25 protein-coding genes and 2 pseudogenes are annotated in these 22,880 nt (G+C 70.3%); 8 read left to right on the forward strand and 19 right to left on the reverse strand.

Annotation, left to right across the window (positions count from 1 at the left end; translation table 11 throughout):
• Positions 1 to 105: 105 nt before the first annotated feature.
• The 6 genes from Sspor_RS06090 to Sspor_RS06115 all read right to left on the reverse strand — a co-directional run bounded on the left by Sspor_RS06090 (position 106) and on the right by Sspor_RS06115 (position 3,298).
• Positions 106 to 1,134, reverse strand: coding sequence for an iron-containing redox enzyme family protein (locus tag Sspor_RS06090; RefSeq protein ID WP_202198141.1), 1,029 nt, complete (start codon positions 1,132 to 1,134; stop codon positions 106 to 108).
• Positions 1,131 to 1,388 (reverse strand): CDGSH iron-sulfur domain-containing protein, encoded by a 258-nt coding sequence (locus tag Sspor_RS06095; RefSeq protein ID WP_237403690.1) that lies wholly within the window; start codon positions 1,386 to 1,388, stop codon positions 1,131 to 1,133. Before Sspor_RS06095 ends, Sspor_RS06090 begins: the two co-directional genes overlap by 4 nt.
• Positions 1,372 to 2,043 carry a HemK2/MTQ2 family protein methyltransferase gene (locus Sspor_RS06100; protein WP_202203504.1) on the reverse strand — a complete coding sequence of 224 codons (672 nt, stop codon included), beginning with the start codon at positions 2,041 to 2,043 and terminating at the stop codon, positions 1,372 to 1,374. The genes Sspor_RS06095 and Sspor_RS06100 overlap by 17 nt, the downstream gene beginning before the upstream one ends.
• A 185-nt stretch (positions 2,044 to 2,228) precedes the next feature.
• A complete protein-coding gene (locus tag Sspor_RS06105) occupies positions 2,229 to 2,459 on the reverse strand; it encodes a DUF6479 family protein (RefSeq protein ID WP_202198142.1) in 231 nt (76 codons plus the stop codon).
• A gap of 198 nt (positions 2,460 to 2,657) precedes the next feature.
• Complete coding sequence (locus tag Sspor_RS06110) at positions 2,658 to 2,924, reverse strand: DUF4235 domain-containing protein (protein ID WP_202198143.1); 267 nt, start codon at positions 2,922 to 2,924, stop codon at positions 2,658 to 2,660.
• Positions 2,921 to 3,298, reverse strand: a complete 378-nt coding sequence (locus Sspor_RS06115; RefSeq protein ID WP_202198144.1) for a DUF3618 domain-containing protein — start codon at positions 3,296 to 3,298, stop codon at positions 2,921 to 2,923. Before Sspor_RS06115 ends, Sspor_RS06110 begins: the two co-directional genes overlap by 4 nt.
• 448 nt (positions 3,299 to 3,746) lie before the next feature.
• Between Sspor_RS06115 and Sspor_RS40270 the strand changes: the two are divergent.
• The 3 genes and pseudogenes from Sspor_RS40270 to Sspor_RS06130 form a co-directional block, all read left to right on the forward strand.
• Positions 3,747 to 4,099: pseudogene (locus Sspor_RS40270) on the forward strand (flavodoxin family protein); the annotation flags it as partial.
• A gap of 107 nt (positions 4,100 to 4,206) precedes the next feature.
• Entirely contained in the window at positions 4,207 to 6,441 is a 2,235-nt protein-coding gene (locus Sspor_RS06125) for a catalase (RefSeq protein ID WP_202198145.1), read from the forward strand.
• A 190-nt stretch (positions 6,442 to 6,631) separates the two neighbouring features.
• Positions 6,632 to 7,099 (forward strand): hemerythrin domain-containing protein, encoded by a 468-nt coding sequence (locus Sspor_RS06130; RefSeq protein WP_202198146.1) that lies wholly within the window; start codon positions 6,632 to 6,634, stop codon positions 7,097 to 7,099.
• Between the two features lie 351 nt (positions 7,100 to 7,450).
• Here Sspor_RS06130 and Sspor_RS06135 read toward each other — a convergent pair whose 3' ends face one another.
• Positions 7,451 to 7,894, reverse strand: coding sequence for a hypothetical protein (locus tag Sspor_RS06135; protein ID WP_202198147.1), 444 nt, complete (start codon positions 7,892 to 7,894; stop codon positions 7,451 to 7,453).
• 110 nt (positions 7,895 to 8,004) lie between these two features.
• The gene (locus Sspor_RS06140; RefSeq protein WP_202198148.1) at positions 8,005 to 8,883 is read right to left on the reverse strand and encodes a helix-turn-helix domain-containing protein; all 879 of its coding nucleotides are present in this window, start codon (positions 8,881 to 8,883) and stop codon (positions 8,005 to 8,007) included.
• A gap of 350 nt (positions 8,884 to 9,233) precedes the next feature.
• Between Sspor_RS06140 and Sspor_RS06145 the strand changes: the two genes are divergently transcribed.
• The 5 genes from Sspor_RS06145 to Sspor_RS06165 all read left to right on the forward strand — a co-directional run bounded on the left by Sspor_RS06145 (position 9,234) and on the right by Sspor_RS06165 (position 13,740).
• A complete protein-coding gene (locus tag Sspor_RS06145; RefSeq protein WP_202198149.1) occupies positions 9,234 to 9,590 on the forward strand; it encodes a PRC-barrel domain-containing protein in 357 nt (118 codons plus the stop codon).
• A 28-nt stretch (positions 9,591 to 9,618) separates the two neighbouring features.
• On the forward strand, positions 9,619 to 9,792 hold the full coding sequence (locus Sspor_RS06150) for a hypothetical protein (RefSeq protein ID WP_202198150.1): 174 nt from the start codon (positions 9,619 to 9,621) through the stop codon (positions 9,790 to 9,792).
• Positions 9,793 to 10,419: 627 nt separating this feature from the next.
• Positions 10,420 to 11,721, forward strand: a complete 1,302-nt coding sequence (locus Sspor_RS06155; protein ID WP_202198151.1) for an ice-binding family protein — start codon at positions 10,420 to 10,422, stop codon at positions 11,719 to 11,721.
• A 110-nt stretch (positions 11,722 to 11,831) separates the two neighbouring features.
• A complete protein-coding gene (locus Sspor_RS06160; RefSeq protein ID WP_202198152.1) occupies positions 11,832 to 12,572 on the forward strand; it encodes a DUF5819 family protein in 741 nt (246 codons plus the stop codon).
• Entirely contained in the window at positions 12,562 to 13,740 is a 1,179-nt protein-coding gene (locus tag Sspor_RS06165) for an HTTM domain-containing protein (protein WP_202198153.1), read from the forward strand. Before Sspor_RS06160 ends, Sspor_RS06165 begins: the two co-directional genes overlap by 11 nt.
• A 6-nt stretch (positions 13,741 to 13,746) precedes the next feature.
• On the opposite strand, the gene Sspor_RS06170 is transcribed toward Sspor_RS06165, so the two are convergent.
• The 11 genes and pseudogenes from Sspor_RS06170 to Sspor_RS06220 form a co-directional block, all read right to left on the reverse strand.
• Positions 13,747 to 14,019, reverse strand: coding sequence for a hypothetical protein (locus Sspor_RS06170; RefSeq protein ID WP_202198154.1), 273 nt, complete (start codon positions 14,017 to 14,019; stop codon positions 13,747 to 13,749).
• 149 nt (positions 14,020 to 14,168) lie between these two features.
• Entirely contained in the window at positions 14,169 to 14,357 is a 189-nt protein-coding gene (locus tag Sspor_RS06175; RefSeq protein WP_202198155.1) for a hypothetical protein, read from the reverse strand.
• 5 nt (positions 14,358 to 14,362) lie between these two features.
• Complete coding sequence (locus Sspor_RS06180; RefSeq protein WP_202198156.1) at positions 14,363 to 14,938, reverse strand: DUF5994 family protein; 576 nt, start codon at positions 14,936 to 14,938, stop codon at positions 14,363 to 14,365.
• A 201-nt stretch (positions 14,939 to 15,139) separates the two neighbouring features.
• Entirely contained in the window at positions 15,140 to 16,366 is a 1,227-nt protein-coding gene (locus Sspor_RS06185; protein WP_202198157.1) for a PP2C family protein-serine/threonine phosphatase, read from the reverse strand.
• Between the two features lie 140 nt (positions 16,367 to 16,506).
• Positions 16,507 to 17,205 carry a hypothetical protein gene (locus Sspor_RS06190; protein WP_202198158.1) on the reverse strand — a complete coding sequence of 233 codons (699 nt, stop codon included), beginning with the start codon at positions 17,203 to 17,205 and terminating at the stop codon, positions 16,507 to 16,509.
• Positions 17,202 to 17,729 carry a SigE family RNA polymerase sigma factor gene (locus tag Sspor_RS06195; protein WP_202198159.1) on the reverse strand — a complete coding sequence of 176 codons (528 nt, stop codon included), beginning with the start codon at positions 17,727 to 17,729 and terminating at the stop codon, positions 17,202 to 17,204. The genes Sspor_RS06190 and Sspor_RS06195 overlap by 4 nt, the downstream gene beginning before the upstream one ends.
• Before the next feature lie 125 nt (positions 17,730 to 17,854).
• Positions 17,855 to 18,862: a pectinesterase family protein gene (locus tag Sspor_RS41715; protein ID WP_202203505.1), complete on the reverse strand. Its 1,008-nt coding sequence runs from the start codon at positions 18,860 to 18,862 to the stop codon at positions 17,855 to 17,857.
• Positions 18,854 to 20,194, reverse strand: a pseudogene (locus tag Sspor_RS41720) (pectate lyase family protein); the annotation flags it as partial. The gene Sspor_RS41715 and the pseudogene Sspor_RS41720, both read right to left, overlap by 9 nt.
• A 174-nt stretch (positions 20,195 to 20,368) precedes the next feature.
• Positions 20,369 to 20,707: an STAS domain-containing protein gene (locus Sspor_RS06210; protein ID WP_202198160.1), complete on the reverse strand. Its 339-nt coding sequence runs from the start codon at positions 20,705 to 20,707 to the stop codon at positions 20,369 to 20,371.
• On the reverse strand, positions 20,704 to 21,990 hold the full coding sequence (locus Sspor_RS06215) for a PP2C family protein-serine/threonine phosphatase (protein WP_202198161.1): 1,287 nt from the start codon (positions 21,988 to 21,990) through the stop codon (positions 20,704 to 20,706). Before Sspor_RS06215 ends, Sspor_RS06210 begins: the two co-directional genes overlap by 4 nt.
• The gene (locus tag Sspor_RS06220; protein WP_202198162.1) at positions 21,990 to 22,793 is read right to left on the reverse strand and encodes an alpha/beta fold hydrolase; all 804 of its coding nucleotides are present in this window, start codon (positions 22,791 to 22,793) and stop codon (positions 21,990 to 21,992) included. The genes Sspor_RS06215 and Sspor_RS06220 overlap by 1 nt, the downstream gene beginning before the upstream one ends.
• Between the last annotated feature and the right edge of the window lie 87 nt (positions 22,794 to 22,880).

Raw genomic sequence — 22,880 nt, forward strand, 5'->3', positions numbered from 1 at the left:
CCTCGTCGTTCCGCAGAACCTTGCCGATGCACCATCAGCCGCAGGGAGCGGCGCGCCTTGCCCGAAGGGGCCGGCGCGCCGCTCCCCATGGCCGAGAGCCCGCCCTCACGGCCCCGGCACGGGCGAACGCAGAGCGCTGCGCCCCTGATCCCAGGCCTCGCGGATGTGCGTCGCGAGGCGGTCCTCCAGCAGGACGGTCGCCGCGCACCCGAACGCGATGTCCGCCTCCAGGTCCGGCTCGTCGGCCAGCAGACCTCCGATCACCTCGTGGCGCACGACCTGTTCGTGGACGGCGTCGGCTTCGACGTGCTCCGCGTAGAAGTGTTCGGCCGCAGGTCCCGCTCCGCAGCGCCGCAGGGCCTTGGCCAGGCGCCTGGACCCGGGCGACGAGGTGACCTCGACGCACGCGAAGTGGCCGACGAGCGCGCCGCGCAGGGCGCGGTGGAGCCCGAAGAGGGACATCAGGTTCACCGTCGCGAGCAGCGGCGCCGGCGCGCGGTCCAGGTAACGGCCGTAGGCGGGATCCAGCTCCAGGTCGGCCATGAGGTCCGCGAAGAGCCGTGCGTGGATGCGGTCGGCGCGGCCGGCGCCGAACTCGTCGTACTCGATGGCGACCATGGCGGCCTTGGCCCGTCCGGTGAGCCGCGGGATGACCCAGGCGTGCGGGTCCGCCTCCTTGAGGTGGTAGAGGGAGCGCAGGGCCGCGTATTCGCGCAACTGCCAGAGCTCGCCCTCGGTTTCCAGGTGGTGGCTGAGACTGCCGGAGAGGTCCACGGGCTCGACGAGGAGCGGGGCGAAGGCTTCCTCGACCGTTCGGGGCGCGTCGGGCAGCTCGGTGCGCAGGGCGTGCAGCACGCGGGTCTCCATCGACTGGCGCAGCCGCAGCAGCTCAGGGTCCCATTCGCGCTCGTCGTCCACGCCGTCGAAGCCGCGGTAGTGCAGCTCGTACAGCAGGTAGAGGGCGAGCTGAAGGTCCTCGCCCCAGGGGTCCGCCGTGAGCACGGACCCCGTGGCGTACACCGGCGGGCCGCCGGATCGCAGGGCCTGCGTCACGGCGCAGGACAGCTCGCCCCGTCCTTCGACCGGGCAGGGGCCGGCAGCGGTCGTCGTGGCGCTCGGGCCGGGAGGGGTCATCGCGGGGTCCTGTCCTCGGGCGGCGGCGGGTCGGCTCGCTCGCGACGGCGGTGGCTGGTGTCGCACCAGGGGTACGTACGGCTGCGGCGACAGGTGCACACCGCGACCATGAAACGGTCCGAGCGGGCGACCGTCCCGTCGTCCAGGACGATCTCGACCGGACCCTCCACCAGGACCGGGCCCTGCGGGTCCACCGACACCCGGCGGGCCGGCGTCCGGCCGGGGGCCGGGGAGCTGTCAGAGGGACCGGGCACGGATGATCACCAGCTCTTCCCGCTCCTCGGCCGCTGCCGCCAGACCCCGCCGCTCCAGCCAGGCCCGTCGCGAACGCAGTACGGGGCCCCACGGCACCGAGGCACTCGCCGTGACCTCCGCAGCCAGCCCCACCCCGGTCAGCCGGTCGAGGGTCTCCCCGGCCCCGCACATCGCCGAGTGCACCATGAGCAGGACGCCCCCGGGACGCAGCAGGGCGGGGGCACCGCCGCAGATCCGGTCGATGACCCCGCGCCCGTCGGGGCCGGCGTCCCAGGCCCGCTCCGGCCCGCGCGACGGCAGCCGGACCCCCGGGGCCGGGACGTAGGGCGGATTCGTGACCACCAGGTCGAAGCGACACCCCGCGGTGCGTGCCGCGAAGTCGCCGTGCAGGACGCGCAGGGGCAGCCGTCGGCGCAGGGAGTTCAGCCGCGCCGTGACCACGGCGGGCCAGGAGACGTCGACCGCCGTGACCCGGGCTCCCCTGCCCGCGGCGTGCAGTGCCAGCGCACCGGTGCCCGTGCCGATCTCCAGCGCGTCCGTCCACGGCCCGAGCTCTTCCACGGCAAGCGCCTCCGCGAGGAGAAGGGTGTCCGCCTGCGGCCGGTAGACGCCCGGCAGCGCCATCAGGGGGACCGGGAGCGGGGGCAAGGACATAGCCGTGGCGGGCACCGCGTACCTCCCGGATTCGAATGCGGCCCGCGGAGCGGACCGCGGAGATTGACCGACATGCTGCGGCTGCCCGGAACTGAGCGGCCCATCCAAATTTTCGTCGACCTTCAGAGGATCAGACGAGTATCGGCCTTTTCCGCTATTCGCGTCCCTGAGCGCACCGGGCCGGCTCACACGCGCGGCGCCTGGTCGCCTGCGTTTCCGTCCGGCGTCTTCCACGAATCACCACGCCCCCGCGCCACGGGATTCTGCTCGGCCGGCCGTACAGGGGCCCGGCGCCGCGCGCTGCGTCGGCTGCCGTACCAGAACGCGCCGACCAGAAGGACGACCACCACCACGCCGGCGAACATGAGGAAAAGTGCTCCTTGGCCTTCGGCCGCGAGAATTTCGGTAGGAATCATGGCTCGCGCCTACCCACAATCGGCGGGCTTACGGGACATCTCCCTCCCGGATTCCCTCCCGGAATTCGCGGCAGGTAACGGGCGGCGGTCGTCGGAGCGGGCCCGCCCCTCATCGGAAGCTGCACCTCCCCCCGTCACCGAGGCACCGCACGGCCCTGCCCGGTGGTGTGGACGTGCTCAGGTCGGCGTCGGCGCGGGTCAGCCCGGCCAGGTGCCCGTCACGCGACGTGTGGCCACGGCACCCGAGCGGTCGACAGCGGCCTTGACCACGGCGAAAATCGCGCCCTGGAGCGCGGCGGCGATCAGGATCTGCTTCCACGAGCGGTCTTCGTCCGTTGCGCTGGGAGCATCGCCTTCTCCCTCGACGGCCTTCCAGAGCTGCTTGAACGCCGCCCCCGCGATCATGCCGCTGACAGCACCCAGGGCCAGACCCACCGGCTTGTACGCGACCTCGGAGGCTTTCATCGGCTTCGGCGGCTGCGCCGCACCAGCAGAAGGACGACCAGAGCGGCGCCGCCGGCCACGAGCAGCAGCCTGCGGTGGGCGCGTGCCATGCTCGCGGCCCGGCCCGCCCTGTCCAGAACCGGCCCGGACGTCGTGTCCTTCACCAGCCGGGCCGCATGCCGGGTCTTCGTACGGATCTGGTCGGCCGCCACGCCGGCCGTTGCGGCGGCATGTCGCATCATGTCGGCCGTCTTCTCTCTCGCCTGTGCCTTGATGTCTGCCTTGCCCACCAGCGCCTCGATGGTCTGACCGAGTTCGTCGCGGGTGCGCTCGACCTGCTCGCGCAGCTCGTCGGGGGTGGGTGTGGCGATATCGGTTCGGGGTTCGTTCGTCATCGGAACGCTTTCTCCTTGATCTCGGCCAGATCGGCCTTGACGCTGTCGATGGTCTGCTCCGGGACGGGTGCGCCTGGCTCGGCGATCCCTCTCACGATGCGCACGCCGTCGTCATGGCGCGCCTACCCGGTAAATGAACGCGCAGCCACGCCACGGGCCGATGCTTCCGCGAGGGCGGCGCGGTCCGGTGCGATCACCTCTCCATACGGCGGTGGTCCTGATCGCTCCAGGCGCGGGTTCCACGGGGCCGGACACAGGGTTCGGCGTCCTCGGGCAGCCCTCAGGGCGGCCATCCAGATCACCAGGGCCAGGCGGCTCCCCGGTGTCACCCACCTGTCCCGGACGCGGGGACGCGCTTCCGCGACTTCCACACCGGCGCGACGGAGCCAATGGGGACGGATCACATCGCTTGCGACATCAATAAGGGAGGTGCGGGTAGCCGGACACCATGGACCCCGACAAGCACACGCCGCTCCGCGCTGGCGCACTCGTCTGCACCCTGTCCCCCTCCCCCGCGCCTTCCAGCTCCCAGCTGCTGGCCGAACACACGATGGCCGCCCTCGCCGAGCACGGTGTCACCGGGAAGACCGTCCGGATTTCCGCCCACGACGTGGAGCCCGGCGTGAAGAGGACAAGGGCGACGGGGACGCCTGGCCGGATACCCGGGACGCCATCCCGGGCTGCGACATCCTGATCCTCTCCACGCCCATCCGGCTCGGCCACCCGTCCGGCATCGCCCAGCGGGTCCTGGAGCGGCTGAACGCGGAGATCTCCGAGAGCGACGACGAACGCCGCCCCCTACCCGGCGAGCTGACCTGCGGGTCCGCCCCCGCACACCGCGCAGCCCGGACCGGAGATGTCACGGCTCTCGCCCGTCCACCACGTCTACGGTCCCAAGGAGAAGGATCATGAGCAAGCAGCAGTCATCGAACAGCACCGCCAGGAGCGAGCTGCCGGGCAGGCCCGGCCCCGAGTCTCCGCAGCTGATCGAGCCGACGGAGCCGACGGAACCCCTTCCGCCGAAGCCCGACCAGGACGGCCCCGAGACGGTGGGGCCCACCGGACAGGCGACAGGGGTGGACCAGGCGCGCGTGGCGCAGAGCGGCGCGTACCTGACGACGGCCCAAGGGACGCGGCTGCCCGACACCGATCACTCCTTGAAGGCCGGACCCCGCGGCCCGGTGCTGCTGCAGGACCACCATCTGCGCGAGAAGATCACGCACTTCGACCACGAGCGGATACCGGAGCGGGTCGTCCACGCGCGTGGTGCCGCCGCTCACGGCGTGTTCCAGGGCTACGGAACGGCCGGGGAGGTGTCAAAGGCCGCGTTCCTCGCCAAGGACGTGGAAACACCGGTGTTCGTGCGCTTCTCCACAGTCCTCGGCTCGCGCGGCTCCGCCGACACCGTGCGCGACACCCGCGGCTTCGCGACGAAGTTCTACACCGACGAGGGCACCTTCGACCTGGTCGGCAACAACATCCCGGTGTTCTTCATCCAGGACGCGGTCAAGTTCCCCGACGTCATCCATGCCGCCAAGCCGCATCCGGACCGGGAGATCCCGCAGGCGCAGAGCGCGCACGACACGTTCTGGGACTTCGTGTCCCTGCACACCGAAGCCACCCACCACACCATCTGGAACATGTCCGACCGCGGGATCCCGAGGTCGCTGCGGATGATGGAGGGCTTCGGCGTCCACACCTTCCGTCTGGTCAACGCGGCCGACGAGAGCGTGCTGGTGAAGTTCCACTGGAAGCCGAAGCTCGGCGTGCATTCCCTGGTCTGGGAGGAGGCGCAGATGATCAGCGGGATGGACCCCGACTTCCACCGCCGGGACCTCTTCGACGCCATCGAATCCGGCGCCTTCCCCCAGTGGGAACTGGGCATCCAGGTCTTTCCCGACACACCGGACCAGACCTTCGAGGGCATCGACCTCCTCGACCCCACCAAGATCGTCCCGGAGGAGCGCTCGCCCGTGCAGCCCATCGGGCTGATGACCCTCAACGCCAACACCAAGAACTACTTCGCCGAGACCGAGCAGGTCGCCTTCCACCCCGGACACCTGGTCCCCGGCATCGACGTCACTGACGACCCGCTGCTCGCCGGACGGCTCTTCTCCTACCTCGACACCCAGATCAGCCGCCTCGGCGGCCCCAACTTCGGCCAGATCCCCGTCAACCGGCCCCACGCCCCCGTCAACGACATGCTCCGCGACGGCATGCACCAGAGCGCCGTCCACACGGGCGTCGCCCCCTACCGGCCCAACAGCCTCGACGGGGGCTGCCCCTTCCTGGCAGGAGCCGATACCGCCGCCTTCGTCGAAACACCCGTGAAGGTGCCGGAGGCGAGCAAGGTCCGCGAGTCGCCCGCCTCGTTCTCGGACCACTTCACCCAGCCGCGCCTCTTCTGGCTCAGCATGACCCCGCCCGAGCGCGAACACATCATCGCCGCCTACACCTTCGAACTGGGCAAGTGCCACGAGCAGGCCGTCAAGGAACGCACCCTGAAGGTGCTCGCTAACATCGATCCGCAGCTGTGCGCACAGGTCGCCACGGGCCTCGGGCTGCCGGCCCCCGCTGCCACCGTTCCACTCGTCGCGGCCGACCCCAGCCCCGCGCTCTCCCAACTGGGCGGAACCTGGCCGACGGACGGACGTGTGATCGGCATCGTCGCCGACGCCACGGCCGACCTGAACGGAGTACGCGACTCCCGGCAGGCCGTCCTGGACGCGGGCATGGTGCCCCTCGTCATCGCCCCGACCGGCGCCACTCTCGGCGACGACAGCGAACCGATCACCGTTCAGCGCACCTTCGCCACCGCCCGCTCCGTCGAATTCGACGCCCTCCTGCTGGCCGGAGTGCCCCAGGCCGGCGCGGACGCGTACGGCGCCCGCGACGCCAAGGCCGGCACGGCCCGGCCCCCCGAAGCCCCCGACCCGCGCGTACTACTGCTCGTGACCGAGGCGTACCGGCACGGCAAGGCCATCGGCGGCTGGAGCGGCGCCGAGCACCTCCTCGAACTGTGCGGCATCACGGCAGCCGAACCGGGCATCGCCGTCGCCGACAGCGGCAGCACGGTCGTGGACGCCCTCGCGGCGGCATTGGGCGAGCACCGGGCCTGGGACCGGTTCCCCGCCGCCCTCTGATCCGGGCCGGCCCCGGCCCCGCCCCGGGGCCGGGTTTCCCCCGGCAGGCCGGGGAAGCGTCAGCGTTCGGCGTAGGGAAGGTCGCCCGTACGAGGCATCGCGCCCGGCCAGCAGTGTCCCCTCCACCCCACCGGGTACACGGGGTCAGGGCGATCGGCCGCGCCCCCGACGGACTATCGAAGGAGACCTGGTGGACGGGATCGTGCTGCTCAAGGAAGACCACAAGACGGTCGAGAAGCTGTTCAAGCAGTTCGAGAAGGCCGGCGACAACGCGTACGCCACGAAGCGGAAGATCGCCGACCAAGTCATCGAAGAACTCACCACGCACACCTGGATCGAGGAGAAGATCTTCTACCCCGCTGCCCGCGAGGCCGACCCCGACACCAAGGACCACGTCCTGGAAAGCATCGAGGAGCACCACGTCGTGCTGTGGATGCTCTCCGAGCTCAAGGGTCTCGACGCGAGCGACGAGCGGTTCGACGCGAAGATGACGGTCCTCATGGAGAACGTCCGCCACCACGTCGAGGAGGAGGAGAAGGAGTGGTTCCCCGAGGTCCGCAAGGCGATGGGCCGCAACCGCCTCACCGAACTCGGCGAACAGATGGAAGCGGCGAAGAAGACCGCCCCGTCCGATCCCTTGGCCGTCCCCAGCGCATGACCCCTCCAGCCGTCCGGACGGCCGCGATCCGAGGGCATGGACACGCCCGCGCGACCGCCCCGGCGGGAGACTGGCCGTTCGGGTGCCCCTGGTGACTGGAGCGGGTCCGTCGGACTGGCCGGGATCGCCCCGGCAGCGGTGGCCGGCTGGGTGGACTGGGCGGACCTGCCCCCGAACAGGCCCGGGTCGGCCTGGCCCACGCGGCCACGAACGCGGCCGCGGTGGCCTGCTACGCCGTATCCCTGTGACGTCGCGGCTGCGCGGCCGCCCGGCGAAGGGCCGGCTCTGGTCCCTCGGCGGGCCGGCCGCCGTCGCCGGCGGGCTCCCCTCCCTCCGGGCTCGGCCCTCGTTTCAGGAGGCGGGCGGCGTGGCCGTGTGGTCCGGATGGCCGTGGGTGCGGCGGATCGTCTTCAGGCGGGCCTCAAGGAGGTGCTCACGCCCGCCGGCCAGCTCGTCGACGATGTCGCCTTCCACTGCGGTGAAGGGCCGGTGGTAGGTGGAGTCGTAGGCCTCGATGATCTGGAACGTCCAGTGGCCCGGGATGACGTTGCGGCCCACGATGTCGCGCTCGACCCGTGCGGCCTGCTCCTCGTGGCCCGCCTCGCGCAGGAGCCGGACGGCGTCGCCGAGCTCGAAGTCCGCGGTCCCGGTCAGCTGGTGGAAACCGTAGAGGTGTCCGCGGGCCCGCTCCGTGGTCTCCAGAGCCTTCGAGAGCGCGCCCAGGGCGCGCAGTGTCTTCTCGTCGACGCCTTCGGGCACCTGGTGCTCCGGGTCCATCTCGCGATTGCTGTCCATGGTGATCTCCTGCCCTCGAGGCGCCTTCCCGAGCCGTCGATTGAGCCGTACGGAGCAAGGCCTCCTCACGTTCGATCGGGGTGCGTGAAGCGGTGAAGGGGGTGCGGCGATCACGGCCGGGCGGTCGGCGCTGCGGCGGCCGGCAGCTCCTGCGCGGCGCGGGTGATGAAGCGGCGGGTGTGCTCCGGGTCCAGGGCCTGGGTCTGAAGGCATTCGAACATGGCGCTGTAGTGCCGCACGTCGGATCGTTTCTCCAGGTAGAGGTCGCTGGTGAACCGCTCCAGGTACACCGTCCCCGTGGCGGTGTCCGGGAAGTCGAGGATGGAGAACTGTCCGGAGACTCCCGGATGGGATCCCGCGCTGTGCGGGAGGACCTGCACGGTGATGTGCGGCTGCTCGCCGAGGCGGTTCAGGTACTCGAGCTGTTCGCGCATGATCTCGGGGCTGCCGACGAGGCGGCGCAGGGCTGATTCGTCCAGCACGACCCCCAAGCGGAAAGGCCGGGCCGGGTGGTGGGCGCGGGACTGACGGCGCAGCCGTACCTCAAGGCGCACCGCGATCTGTTCCTCCGTGGCCAGAGGGATCGTTTCCGCGGTGACCGCTGCCGCGTAGGCGGGCGTCTGCAGCAGGCCGGGGATCACCAGGGGTTCGTAGGAGCGGACAGAAGCGGCTGCCGTCTCCAAGCCGATGTAGACGGCGTAAGGGACTTCCCCGCAGGCGACCCACCAGCCCTGCCGGTTCGCCTCTCTGGCCATTTCCAACAACGAGTCGATGACCTGCTGGTCCGTGACCCCGTAGAGGCCGCACAGGTCCCGCACATCGCGCGGGCTGATCCCGCGGCGGCCGGTCTCCAAGTGGCTGACCTTGGGCTGGGAGATCAACAGGTGCTCAGCCACCTGCGTACTGGTCAGACCGCGGTCCAGACGGAGCCGGCGCAGCTCCGCGCCCAGCCGGCGTCGTCTGACGGTCGGGTTTCCGTTCACCGCCACGGGCGGTCTACCTCCGGCTCGGGACTGTCTGCCAGCCACAGAAATCGCCACGGCCGGGCCCGGGTGCACGCATGCGCCGCGGAATGATGATCAACGGGCCCCGCTGTCGAGTGTCACGCGGCGCGAGCGCGACCGCGTGCACAGCCCGAGCAGAGTTCACCCGAATGCCACGGCCCTCCACCTGTACGCCGGAAAAGACCGCTTATCTGCTGCATCCCGCGCATGGGGACGTAGCTCGTCCTTGCCGTATGACGTTGGGGGGTGTCCGGGCTGGTGCGGGCGGGCTTTGCGGGGCAGGCTGAAAAGTACAACGCCTGTCGGCGCAACGTTGCGGGAAGGGGGCGCTCGGGATGATCGGGATCGCGGACATCCGGGAATGGCGTACCCACGACGTTGTCGATGCCGCAGGCCACAGGATCGGAGCGCTGGAGGCGGTCTACGTGGACACCAGCACGGACGAGCCGGCCATGGCCACCGTCCTGGTCGGGCTGCCCACCCGCCGCCACCTGGTCTTCGTCCCGCTGGTCGGCGCGGTCGTGGGGCCCGGCTACGTCAAGGTCGGTTACGACAGGTCGCTGGTGAAGAAGTGCCCGGCGATCGGGACGGACGACGTCCTGCCCGCCGAGGACGAGGCGGCGGTCTTCGCACACTACGACCTGCCCTATCAGCCCGGCGTGAACGGCGAGCGGCAGCTCGCCCGCCGCTGACCGGCCCTTCGAGGAGGTGTCCTACGTCATGACGCTCTTCCTGATTCTCGTCATCGTGGCGATCGTGCTGGGCCTCATCGGCGCCGTCGCCGAAGGGCTGTTCTATCTGCTGATCATCGGCATCGCCGTATTCATCGGCGCCCTGGTGTACCTGGTCCTGCACATCCGGCGTTCCGGCCGGCGCCACCGCACGCTCCGCTGAGCCCCGCCGGGGCTTCGGGTACCGGCCTGCCGGGCAGCGTGGCTGGGGGCCTTCGCCCCGCTCGACGTACGGGGCGAGGGCCTGAATGCTGCGTGGGGCGGTGCGTGAGCCGGGCCGCCTGGTATTGCCGGAGATGAAAAGCGGCCGGAGGTCACCTGCGGATGAACTCACGCCCGATCCGGCGGAACTGACATCGCTCATCAATTCGACGAGGTCAGTGTTCGAACCCGCACAACAGGAGGAGTGCAATCGCTCCCGATCAGAGCCATATGGACTGACGGAAGAACGATCGGCGCGCCCACCCTCCCACAAACTCATGAAATCACCCTCCTGGCGGCACTTCTCCCGCATGGCGGGTTTGAATACATTCCCATATGAGCGGCTCCGCCTCGTACGAGTCAATCCGAACCCATCCGGCGGAGAGAATGTCGCATGATAGGCGGGGTGAGTTTTAATATCTTCATCGCGCTGCGCGGTGCTGAATATGCTTGTAATTCCCCCTCCTTCTCCCTGCCTATTTTTGCCATGCGAATGTTGCTGCGTAATATGCGGCGACAACGACAAGGCTTCCCGGGCGATCGACAGGAGCCCGGTATGCCACGGCCCCCCTAGGAAGTGGCCCCCTCGATGAAGCTGAAAATCCAAGCGGCTCAGCGCCGCACTTTTTCCGGCTGGCTGGCCTCGGCCGTCGCCGTAACAGTTGCCGCTGTCATGGTCGCGGGATTGCCGACGCAGGCCCTGGCCATCGCGACAGCCGTACCTCTGGGCACCACCGCCAGCTACTCCGTTCTGGCAGGTCAGGGAGTCACCAACACCGGCCCCACGGTGATCGACCACGACCTCGGGACGCACCCGAACCCGGCCATCACCGGATTCCCGCCCGGCCTGGTCCTCGGCGCCGTGCACCCTGCGGATGCCCAGGCCCTCCAGGCCAAGAGCGATCTGATCATCGCGTACAACAACGCGGCGGGCCAGGCCGAGGACTTCGACCTTCCGGCGGCCATCGGCTCGGGAACATCCGGCCCCACAGAGCTGATTCCGGGCGTCTACACGAGAGACCCCGCCGGCAGTGTCGGACTCACCGGCGACCTGGTCCTGAATGCCGGGGGGAACCCCAACGCGGTCTGGGTATTCCAGATCCCTGCAGCCCTGACGACGGCGACGTCCAGCCGGATCCTCCTCACGAACGGCGCTTCGCCGTGCAACGTGTTCTGGCAGATCGGGAGTTCGGCGGAGCTCAACACCAACACCACCTTCGTGGGCACCATCATGGCGCTGACCTCGATCTTCCTGCGAACCGGAACGAACATCGAGGGCCGGGCCCTGGCCCGTAACGGCGAAGTGACGATGGACAACAACCGGATCTTCCTCGGCGGGTGCGCCACGGGCGGGACGACCACGGGCACGACCACCGGTACGACGACCGGAACGACGACCGGCACGACCACCACCGGCACGACGACCGGCACGACCACGGGCACGACCGCCGGAACGCCGACCGCCGGATCGACGACCGGTACGACCGTGGGTCTGATCGGTGGCGGCCTCCTGGGCGGACCCATCGTCGACCTCGTGTCGGGCGGCACCTCGGGGAACATCGCCGGCAACACCTCCGGAAACACCGCGGGCAACACGGCGGGGAACACGACCGGTGGCAACACAACCGGAGGCAACGTCACCGGCGGGCACGGTGGTCATCCCGGCGGACCGGGCGGACCGGACCACGGCGGCCTGGAGCATCACGGACCGGACCACGGCGGCCTGGAGCATCACGGGCCGGAGCACGGCGGGCCGGGCAACGGGCACGACGAGGGACCCGGTAAGCCGGACCACGGCCACGACCACGACCACGGCGGGAAGCCCGGCGACCACTACGGCTACGGCAACAAGCCCGCGGGCCACGAGGGTCACCAAGGCCACGAGGGCTAGGCAACAGCCTGCACGAAGCCCGTTCATCGGGTGACGGCGCGCGGCGGAATCCTCATCGATTCCGCCGCGCGCCGTCAGTGAATCGCAGAGACCTCAGGCGAACAGCAGACATGAGAAGGACCGGGTGGGCGGTGTCGAGCGGAATTGAATCTGCGGGCGTGAAGGAACTTCATCGGTCCGATTCCGGTCCGGTCCCCCAACAGCGCCATGACGAAGCGGCCATGCCGGGCAAGCGGCCCATAAGAGTTCGCGCAGTGAAGGCAGGGCTGCGCACTGCCGTAGCCCTCTGCCTGGTGACGACTCTGGTACACGTCGTCCTGGTGTTCCTTCATGTGGCCCCCGCCAACCCTGTGTCGAAGCGGTACAGCTCACAGGTCAACGGATGGGTGTACCCACTCTTCGAACAGAACTGGCGGCTCTTCGCCCCGGACCCCGACTCCTTCAACCGAAAGATCCTGGCGAGAACCGCGCACACCGACTCCAAGGGATCGGTGCAGGTGACCCCCTGGTTCGACCTGGCTGCCGTCGACCATTCCGCAGTCGAACACAACGTATTTCCGAGCCATACGTCACAGAACCTTCTGCGCCGCGCCTGGACCTCTTATGTCGAGACGCACGGAGGAAGCGACACGGCACGCTCGGAACGCGCCGTGATGCTGCAGACGTACCTGCGCAACATCGCCGCGGACCGCATCGTCGCCCACAACGACGGCGGCGCTTTCGACTTCATTCAGCTCCGGGTCGTCACACTGCCCGTCGCTGCGCCCGGCACAGCGGCCGGGAACCGCCCGCCGGCTCCCACCGAGGACCGGCTCCTGCCCTGGTGGAAGGTGGACTCCCATGGGAAGTGAACAGATCCCCCAGCCCCCTTTCACGGCGGCCGCGCCTCACCGGCCCGCGACCCAGGAGACTTCGGTCGCCGGCACGGCCCACCGGTGGCTCCTCGACCGAATCGGCGATCTGTGGGCGCTTCTCACCGACCGGCCGATCTCCCTGTACGCCGCGTCGGTTCTGCGCATCGGCTACGGGCTGCTCTACCTGGTATTCCTGCTGCGTGAGTTCCCGCACCGTGACCAGATCTGGGGCCCCGGCTCCCCCTGGACGCCGGCGCTGGCACAGCAGCTCTTCGACCAGACGGGCTGGAACAGCGTCCTGATCCTGTCCGACAGCCGCGCCTATTTCGAACTTTGCTACGTGACGGCCCTCGTCACGTCCGCGCTGTTCATGCTGGGCTGGCGCACCCGCGCCATGTCCGTCCTCTTCGCCGTCGTGGTGACCTCGTTCCACGCCAGATCGATCTTCATGACGGACGGGGGCGACAACCTGATCCTGCTGATGGCCCTCTACCTCGTCCTCACCGCGTGCGGTCGGCGCTGGTCCCTGGACGCACGCAGGAACCGGCTCAAGGCAGCCCGTGCGGGCGACGCGCCGGAGTCGGCGAGGAGCTTCTCCGCACAGCAACTCCAGGATGCCAGAACCACCTTGACGACGGTGGTGCACAACTGCGGCATCCTCGTCATCGCGGCACAGGTCTGCTTCCTCTACGGATCGGCCGGCCTGTACAAGATCCAGGGCCCGACCTGGGGCGGCGGCACCGCCCTCCACTACGCGCTGAGCCTCGAACTCTTCCAGCCCTGGCCCGCACTGTCCCACCTCGTGGACGAGTACCCGATGGTGATCGCGATCGCCAGCTACGTGACGGTGCTCGTGCAGGTCGCCTTCCCGTTCGTACTCTTCGGCAGGCTCAAGTACCCCGTTCTGACCGTGCTGCTGGGCATGCACATCGGCATCGCGGTGCTCCTGGGACTTCCTCTCTTCTCCGGCGCGATGATCGTCGCGGACGCCGTGTTCCTTCCCGACCGCTTCTACGCCATCCTGCCTCGCCTGTGGCGACGCGCAGCACGGCGCGCAGGGGTGTGGCGGCCGGCACCCGGCCGAGCGGCGGGATCCGCATCGGTACCTCCGCAGGGCAGGCCCGGCGAACCCAGCTCGCCGCGGCCCAGGCGCTCACGGGTGTGAGGGGATTCAGCCGTGCTCTTCCTCATCGGCTTCCATGTGCCGGATGCCCTCGTGGGTGAGGGTGACCATCGCGGGTGTGTTGCCGGGTTCCCAGTCGACGGTGATCAGTCCTTCGCCCGCCAGGTAGGTGCAGGCGGCGGCCAGGTCCTGTTCCGGTACGTGGAGGTCGCGCCGCAGCTGTGCTCCGGTGAGGCCGAGGAGGCGGTTGCCTTCGACGGCTTCGTACAGGACCCGGAGGACTTGGTCGCGGTAGGTCTTGCGTTCGCGCAGTGTGGCCATGACCGCGTCCTTTCGTCGGAGTGCGCGCCGGTACCGGCCGGGGTCCTACGCGGGGGCGGGTGTAGCCGTCGAGGGCGGGTGAGGAGCCCGGCGGGTCGGGGCGCCGAGGCGCCCCGACCGCTGCCCCCGGTCGGAGGAAGGCCTGTTCCTCACCGGCCGGCACCCGTGTGGTGGGCTCGACGACCGGTGTCGTCCGGCAGGCCTGGAGGCCTCGGCAGGGGGTCACTGAACCGGTAGGCCTCGATCCGCGCCTCGTCCCGGGCGTTCAGCAGGTGGATCCAGCGCATTGCGACGCCGGTCATGAGGACGATCACCGCGATGAGGACGACGGTCTCCACCGAACTCACCTCCAGCCGTTCGCGGACAGCGGTAGGGCGCTTCGTCCCATCGCGACCCCGAACGGGGACATGCAGGCCCCGCCTTCGCCCTCCCAGGTGGCTTCCCGGCGGCGGGCGTCGCGGATGCCGCGCCCGATGGCGATTTCGTTGGCCATCAGGACGCCTGCGGCCAGGACGCTGCCCGGGATCGCGGCGGCGGCCATCAGCCGGGCCGCGGCAGCGGGCTCGGTCTCTGGCGGGATCACCAGGAGGTCCCAGCGGCCGACGGTGTAGGAGAGCAGGATCAGCTTGTCGGGGTCCTGTTCGGTGAACCAGCCCACGTGCAACGTCCGCCCGTCCACGGCAACCGTGTGCGGGACGACAGGCCAGCGGGCGGGATTCACGGTGACGCGGGTGACGCGCCCCCAGGGTTCCTCCAGGGCGGCGGCCAGCGGCGGGAGCTCGGTTTCGAGGTCGCGGGAGTAGGGCCACCAGGCCCCGTCCAGCTGGCCGGCGAGCGTGGTCTTCGGGGTGAGGGACAAGCGAGCCGGGGACTCTGCGGCGAGGTCGCGGGGCGCGGTCCGGTCGAGGGTGGTGGTCATGGTGCGGACCTGCCCCCGGACTGCCCGTCGGCAGCCCGGTTTTTAGGCGATCGCCGGAAATGACACCCGCGTGAAGCCGGTGTTCGAAGTACTCCCGGTCCTTTCACTGTACGCCCATTCGGTGGGCAAAGACCGTTGTGACCAGGTATTTTCTGGCGGAGGCGTTGGAGGGGACCGCCGACCTGCTCAGCTTCGAGGCGTTCAGTCGGCAACCGCGAGATGGTCGGCGGCGCCCCCGCGCCATTCGATCATGAAGAGGGTGGCGTCGTCGCTGGTGTGCCCGCCTCGTTCGCTCTTCAACGTGTGGGAGAGCCGGCGCAGATCTGCCCGCATCCCCTCTGACGGCAATTCCCCGAGGCGGTCGACGCAACGGATGAGGCGTTCCTCGCCGAACAACTCCCCGCCGCTGACGTGCTCTTCGATGATGCCGTCGGTGTAGCACAGCACGCGGTCGCCTTGCCGGAGCGTGTGCTCTCCGATCCGGGGCTCTTCGCCGCCGAAGCCGACGGGCAGTGTCGTCGCGCTCTCCAGCTGCCGCAGGACCTTGCCGTCGCGGATCAGCAGCGGCGCGGGGTGGCCCGCGTTGACCAGCTCCAGCTGACCGGTGGCGATGTTCAGGTGCATCAGCTGGGCGGTGACGAAGTGGTCGGGACCGAACTGCCGGGAGATGGCGTCGTCCATGTACGTGTACTTCTCGGCCAGGCTGACGGACACGCGCCGGGCATGCCGGTAGGCACCGATGGCGATGGTCGCCATCGCGGCGGCGTCCAGGCCGTGGCCCATCGCGTCGATCACGGCCATGTGCAGGATGTTGCCGTTGAGGGCGTAGTCGAAGCTGTCTCCCGCGACCCGGTAGGCGGGCTCCAGCATGCCGGCCACCGCGACCTGCGGCACGGTCATCGTCAGCGGCGGCAGCAGGCTCCACTGGATCTCCGCGGACACGCTCATCGGCTCCCGGCGCCGGGCCAGGAAGAACTGGTCGGTGTAGGCGTTCTTGGTGACCAGCAGGTCGGCGGCCAGGCCGGCGAGCCGGCGCAGCAGGCGCCGGTCGTCGTCGCCGACGCGGTCCAGGGTGAGGGCCATGACGCCCACCGTGTCGCTGCCGTCGGGCAGTGGCACGTACATCCGGACGCCGCCGTGGGCCAGCGGCACCTCGACGGCCTCCCCGCGCATGAAGGCCCGCCCGGCCGGGGAGTCGATCACCGGCTGGGGCCGGCCGACGTGCAGCTTCCTGCCGGGAAGCGGCACCAGCAGCTCCTGCGCGTAGTCCTGGAGCAGGATGGAGACGTCACGGCCTCCGATCCCGGCCATCTCCTCCGCGATCAGTGGGCCGATCAGCTGCGGTGGCATCAGCCGCGCCCGGTGCAACAGCAGGCCGAGCGGCCGCTCGCCGAGGCCCTCGGCCCGGTCCACGCTCTCCTCGTTCACGACCCGCCTCGCCGCCTCGTTCCTGCCCGCCCGCGCCGCTCACCGCCTCCGCACAAGGTGGCCTGGGAAACCGCCGGAGCGGCTCATTGCGCCATGCGCGGCATGTCGGCCCACGCTGACCGCGGGGCGTGGGACGCGGCCTACGCGAACCCGCCCCACACGGAGGCGCCGCGCTCCGCGGCACCGGCAGTGGCGTCGATCCGGTACGTGTCGTCCTTCGCATCGCGTCCGCCGGTGGCGTGGTCGTACTGGCCGGCGAAGACGTGCTCGCCGGGCGGGACGGTTCTGCCGGGTTTGAGGGTCCACCGGTAGACGAGGAAGCCGCCTTCCTGCCGGGCGGAGAGGTCGAAGTCCGCGGCGGGGCGGGTCCGCCAGTTCCCGGTGTCCTTCACCCCCTCGGTGAGGGCGATGCGCAGCTCGACGACGAGCGCGGTGAGCGGCTCCCCCGCCTTGAGGGTGACGTTGCTCTGTGCCCAGTAGGCGTTGCTGTGGGGGTCGACGGAGCCGTCGGCCCCCAGGGGACCGTCCTCGGTCCGGCTGCCCGCGGCCGTCGGTGGCACCGCGCGGCCGACGGCGGACGGGCTCCGCGGCGGGTCCGGATCGTGCACGGCGTCGACGTCGACCACCATGAGGGCGCTCGCCGTCAGGGTTCCGGCGGTGGCCAGGGTCGCGAGGACGATCCTCGGCCAGGACAGGGCGCGCGTCCGCTCGCGGTCCCGCGATCGGCGGGCGGTGCCGGGACGGGCCGTGCCGCGCTCGACCCGGGCCAGCATGCGGGCCCGGTCGGGCTGGTGGGCTTCGGCGCTCTCGCGCAGCAGGCCGCGCAGTTCGTCGGTCACCGGCTTCCCCTTCCCACCAGCTCGCCGGCGGCACGGGTACCGAGCAGCCGCTGCAGTTCCGCCGTAGCCTTCGAGGTCTGGCTCTTCACCGTACCCACCGATATCCCGAGTGCCGCCGCGGTGTCCTTCTCCGAGAGGTCGAAGGCGTACCTGAGCACCACGCAGGCGCGTTTGCGGAACGGCAGCGTGTCCAGGGCGGCTCGCACGTCCATGACGGCGGCCATGTCCGGGCCGTCGGTCCGCTCCGGGCGGTGCGACCAGAACAGCAGGACGCGCCGCCGCTCGCGCACCGTGCTCCGGATCCGGCTGCGGGCGAGGTTGGCGACGATTCCACGGGCGTAGGCGGCCGCGGAGCCGGCGCGGCGGGCCCTGTCCCAGCGGTGCCAGAGCGCGACCATCGCGTCCGCGGCGAGATCGTCTGCGGCGTCCGCCTCCCCGGTCAGCAGGTACGCCAGGCGGGACAGTTCGGCGTGGTGGCGTTCGAAGAATGCGTGGAACTCTGCGGCCGCCTCGTCTTCGGTCATGGCCTCGGTACGGCCTCTCGGTGCGGCGGGTGCGTTCTCAGGCAGGTGCCGGAGCGTAGCAGTCCGTTCGAGCATTCGTTCGGACACTTCGGTTCGCCCGGGCCTGGTCCGCACGGTGACGCCCATCAGTGCGTCGGGTTCCAGTCGTCGGTGCCGGCCAGGTAGGCGCGGGCGGTGTGGGCTGCGGCCCGGTCCGGGGCGAGCTGGGGACGGTTCGCTCCGGTTCCGGCGCCGGGGCCGGTGTTGGCGTACTCGGCGAACCGGGCGGACTTCCAGGAGAAGCCCCCCATGTCCGTCCACGGCCCCTCTGTCTTCACGGCCGCGGGCAGGCTCGTGTTGCGGATGACCAGCTGACCGACCGCGCTCGGGCCCGGGTGCCAGGGCCGGCCGAGGTAGTAGGTCCCGGGCCGGGCGGGGCTGCTGATCGTGCTGTCCGTGATGAGGATCCCGTACGGCTTGGCGGCATCGGTGTTCGGTGCGGCGAGGTATCCGTTGTGGCCGCCGGCCGCGGCACCCCGGTCGCGCAGGGTGATGTTGACCTGGTCGTAGACGGCGGTGGCGTTGCCGAAGACGAAGTCGACGTCCCCCGCGATGAAGCAGTGCCGGAAGTACTGCCGGTACTGGCCGGTGGCGGAGGGAGCCCAGTTGAGGACGGTGTCCTGGTGTCCGATGAAACGCGAGTCGACGTACTTCTGGCGGTCGCCGGACGCGTTGACCGCCACGGCCTGCGTATCCCTGACGTCCGGGTGAGCCGACCGCTCCCACGTGTTCTCGACCGTCACTCCGGTGACGGTGATGTCGTTCGCCGAGAAGGTCGCGGTGGCACTGCCCGCGGTTCCGTACGTACCGCCTCCGGGCTTCGGTGTGCCGGAGGCGTTGTCGTAGGTGATGACGACGTCCTCGGCGTTGCCGGTGGCGCCTTTGAGGGTCAGTCCGTGCTTGGAGGCGGGGACGTTCACCGTCTCCCGGTAGGTGCCGCGCGAGACGAGGACGGTGTCGCCCGCGGTGGCGGCGTCGACGGCGGCCTGCACGGAGCGGTGGGCCGCGGAGCCGTCGGCGGCGACCGTCAGCGTACGGCCGCCGGCCGGACCGGACGGGGTGGGAGCGGCCTTGCCGCCGGTCTCGGTGAGGATGCCGGCGCCGGCCTTCGCCGCCAGCTTGGCCGGCAGTCCGGCGGCGGGTTCGAGTCCGGCGGTGAGGGTGGGCCGCCAGTCGACGGTGGTCTTGATCTTCTTCCCGGGGCCGGCGGAGTTGTGGGCGGCGACCAGGTCGACGGGGGCGCCGCCGACGAGGTTGCCGCTGCCCGCGATGGCTCCGGTGCCGTCGCCGGTGAGCAGTTGGGAGGTCTTCCGGTCGGAGGAGAGCTTCCAGTGGTTGTTCTGCGCGACGACCTGTGCGCCGGCCCGGGAGTTGATGCTGTAGCTGTGCGCGTATCCCTCCGACGGCGTGGTGTCGTAGGAGTTGTCATACAGGTGGATCTGGCCCACGCGGGCGAGAGGGGCACGCTGGACGATGCCCCGGAAGACGTTGTGGTGGAGCGTCACCCGCAGCTTGGTGTCCTTGTCGCTGCTGCCGATCAGCATGGTCTTGTCGTGGTTGCTGAACGAGTTGTATCCGACGGTGACCAGGTCGGAGGCGTTGGTGATGTCGAGGGCGCCGTCGTGGACCTGGTACTCACGGCCGAAGCGGACCGGGTTGGCGGAGTCCGGGTGCGGGGCGTCGGAGAAGCTGTTGTGGTCGACCCAGACATGGGTGGCGCCGCGCAGGCTGACGGCGTCGTAGGCGGAGTTCCAGTTGCCGGTGGAGCCGTCGGTCGGGTCCCACTGGGGGAAGCAGTCCCGGACGTCGGTGAGCGACAGGTTGCGGATGATCACGTTGTCGGCGTTCTTCACCACGAGGCTGCCGCCGGTGAGGCCCGCTCCGGTGCCGGGCACCCCGATGACGGTGGTCCGTGCCGGCACCGTGAAGACCATGCGGGCGGCCTGCCTGGCCTGGGCCGCCCTGCGGGCGTCCTCCTGGGCGCCGGACGGCACCTTGGCACGGCCCCAGACGGCGGGATCGTAGGCCTTGAGGTAGGAATCGAGCGAATAGCCGGTGCCCGCGGCGTGGTCGGCGCAGCTCTGCGGCTTCCCGCTGTCGTCGGCGTCGGCGTGGATCAGGCCTTTGACCCGGATGATGCGCGGGGCCCCGGCCGGCCCCGCGCTCAGGGCTCTGACCAGCTCGGCGCGGGTGGAGACGGTGAAGACGTGAGCCGCGTCCGCGGCCGCGCCGCCGGTGGTGCCCGAGCCGCTCGCGGCCCAGCCGTCCCGGGCGGGCAGCACGCCGTGGGCGAGGTCGGCGGGCGCCACGGCATCGGCCTTCACGACCAGCGGAACGGCGCCGAGACCGGCGGCGACCAGGGTGGCGGCGCCGGCCAGGGCGAGCCTTCTACGTCCGGTGGGGCGGCGGTGGGGGGAAGCGGACATGGGCGGCGGCTCCTTGGGGTGGGGTGCACTGTTCACCCCTCAGTTGCCGCCGCAGCCCGAAAGGTTGCCGGGCACCCGCCGAAAACCTCCCCCGCGGCGTTGCCCGTTCGGGTCACCCCTTCCGAACGGGCACCTCCTGCGGCACCTCCGTCGTCAGGGACCGCCGGTGGCCGGTCACGGTGTCGTGGCCGCGCCGACATCGGGGTGGATGGTGAAGACCCGGTCGAGCCCGACGACGCGCAGGATGCGGATCGTGTTGTCGGGGACGGCCGCCAGGGCGATGTCCGCCCGGGCGGCGACGGCGTGGTTGCGGGCGACGATGAGGGCGGTGATGCCGCTGGAGTCGCAGAACCGTATGCCGGAGAGGTCCAGCACGAGACGCTGTCCGCGCTCCAGGCTGAGGGCTGTCACAGCCTGTCGAAGGCGGGGGGCCTGGTCGAAGTCGAGGTCGCCGGCGATTTCCAGCACGGGGCCGGTGGTGGCGTCTCGGGCGGTGATGGTCAGGGCGCTCATGTCAGACCGTGCTCTCGCGCAACGGGGATGGGACGGGGCACGCCGAGGGCGAGCAGAGCCGTGTCGTCGTCCAGGCCTTCACCGAAGCCGTCCAAGAGACCGGTGAGAGCGGTGATCAGCTCCTGTGCCCCGGCAGGGGCGAGACCGGCGGTGAAAGTCCGCAGGGCGTCTTCGCCGTAGAGCTCGCGGTTCGTGCCGACACGGGCTTCGGTGAGGCCGTCGGTGTAGAGGAGGAGGGAATCGCCGGGGCCGAGCGTGGTCGAGGCAGGGGTGAAGCGGGGGTCGGGCAGGATCCCGATGAGCAGGCCGCCGGGGGTGGGGAGATAGTCGGCCCGGCCGTCGGCACGCACGACGAGTGCGGGGGGATGGCCCCCGGAGGCCAGGTGCACGGCCACCGTTCCGGTGCTGGGGTCGGGTTCCATCACGCCGAAGATCGCGGTGCAGTAGCGCGGGTCCCCACTCGTGAACCGCTCGTGCAGCACGGTGTTCAAGGTGGACAGCGCGGCCACGGGGTCGGAGTCGTGGAGGGCGGCGGCGCGCAGGGTGTAGCGGGTCAGGGAGGTCACCGCGGCGGCCTGGGGACCCTTGCCGCAGACGTCGCCGAGGAAGAACGCCCAGCGCTTGTCGTCCAGCGGGAACAGGTCGTAGAAGTCTCCGCCGAGCCGGTCGACGGAGGCGGTGTGGTAGTAGGAGGCCGCTTCCATGCCGGGCACCGCGGGCAGGGCGGAGGGGAGCAGGCTCTGCTGGAGCACCGCGAGTGCTTCACGCAGCCGCTCCCTGTCGGCTTCGGCCTGTCGGCGGGCTTCCTCCGCCAGCTGACGCTCGCGCAGCAGTTCGCCTTCGTAGGCGCGGCGCTGTCGTGCGTCGAAGACGGTGGTGCGGATCAGCGTCGGCTCGCCGTCGCCGCTCGTCTTCACGTGGGAGGTGACCAGGACCGGGAGGCGTCCGCCGCCCGACGCCTTGAGTTCCAGCGCTATCTCGCTGATCTTTCCCTGCATCCGCAGGAGCGGCGCGAAGTGCGTCTCGTGGTAGAGCTTGCCGCCGATCGTGAGGAGGTCGGTGAAACGTCTACGGCCCACGACTTCCTCGCGCGTGAGACCGAGCCAGTCGAGGAGCGTTCCGTTGATCCTGGCGATGGTGCCGTCCATCAGGGTGGACAGGTAGCCGCAGGGGGCGGATTCGTAGAGCTCCTCGGCGGTGTCCTCCAGCAGGGATGAGAACACCGCGTCAGTGGTGGACTCTTCCTCCTCGGGCCGCTCGGGGTTCTGGGCGGTGCACCCCATCACGGTAGCTCCCGCAGGAACGCGCGGATGGCCGACGTGGTGGCCTCGGGAGCGCTCAGCTGGGGGCAGTGCCCCGTTGCGTCCAGGGTGATCAGGCGGCTTCCGGGGATGGCCGCGTGGACGTAGCCGCCGACCTCGCGCGGCGCGATCACGTCCTGGGCACATTCCAGGACCAGCGTCGGTACGTCCACCGACTTCAGGTCGGCACGGCTGTCGGAGAGGAACGTGGTGCGGGCGAAGACGCGGGCGATCGCCGGATCGGTGGCGCAGAAACTGTTGGCCAGCTCCTCCCCCAGTTCCGGACGTTCGGGGTTGGCCATGATCACCGGTGCCATCGTGGCCGACCAGCCGAGGTAGTTCGACTCGAGCGACTCCAGCAACTCGTCTATGTCCTCGGCACTGAAGCCGCCGCGGTAGGCGTCGTCGTCGATGTAGCACGGGGAGGGGCCGACCATGACCAGGGAGGAGAACCGCTCGGGGGCGGTGGCCGCCGCGCGTACTCCGATCATCGCGCTGACCGAATGCCCGACGAAGGCCACGTCCTCTAGGTCCAGGGCCTCGCACACCTCGACCACGTCCCGGGCGTATCCGTCCAGTGAGCCGTAGCGTTCGGCGCTCCAGGCGGACGGGTCGGAGCCACCCGACCCGACGTAGTCGAACAGGACCACCTGGAATTCCACGGCCAGAGCCGGGGCCACCAGGCCCCACATGTTCTGGTCACAGCCGAACCCGTGCGCCAGCATCACCACGGGGCCGCCGGGTGATCCGGTGACCTTCACGTTGTTCCTACGGAGGATATCCATCCGGTCATCCTGTTCATCGGTCTGGACGTCAGCGTTGCCGACCCGATCGGGGGTGGGCCCCGCCCCGGTCCCGTCGGTCAGATGGTC

The sequence above is a fragment of the Streptomyces spororaveus genome (assembly GCF_016755875.1).
GTDB classification, from domain to species: Bacteria; Actinomycetota; Actinomycetes; order Streptomycetales; family Streptomycetaceae; genus Streptomyces; species Streptomyces spororaveus.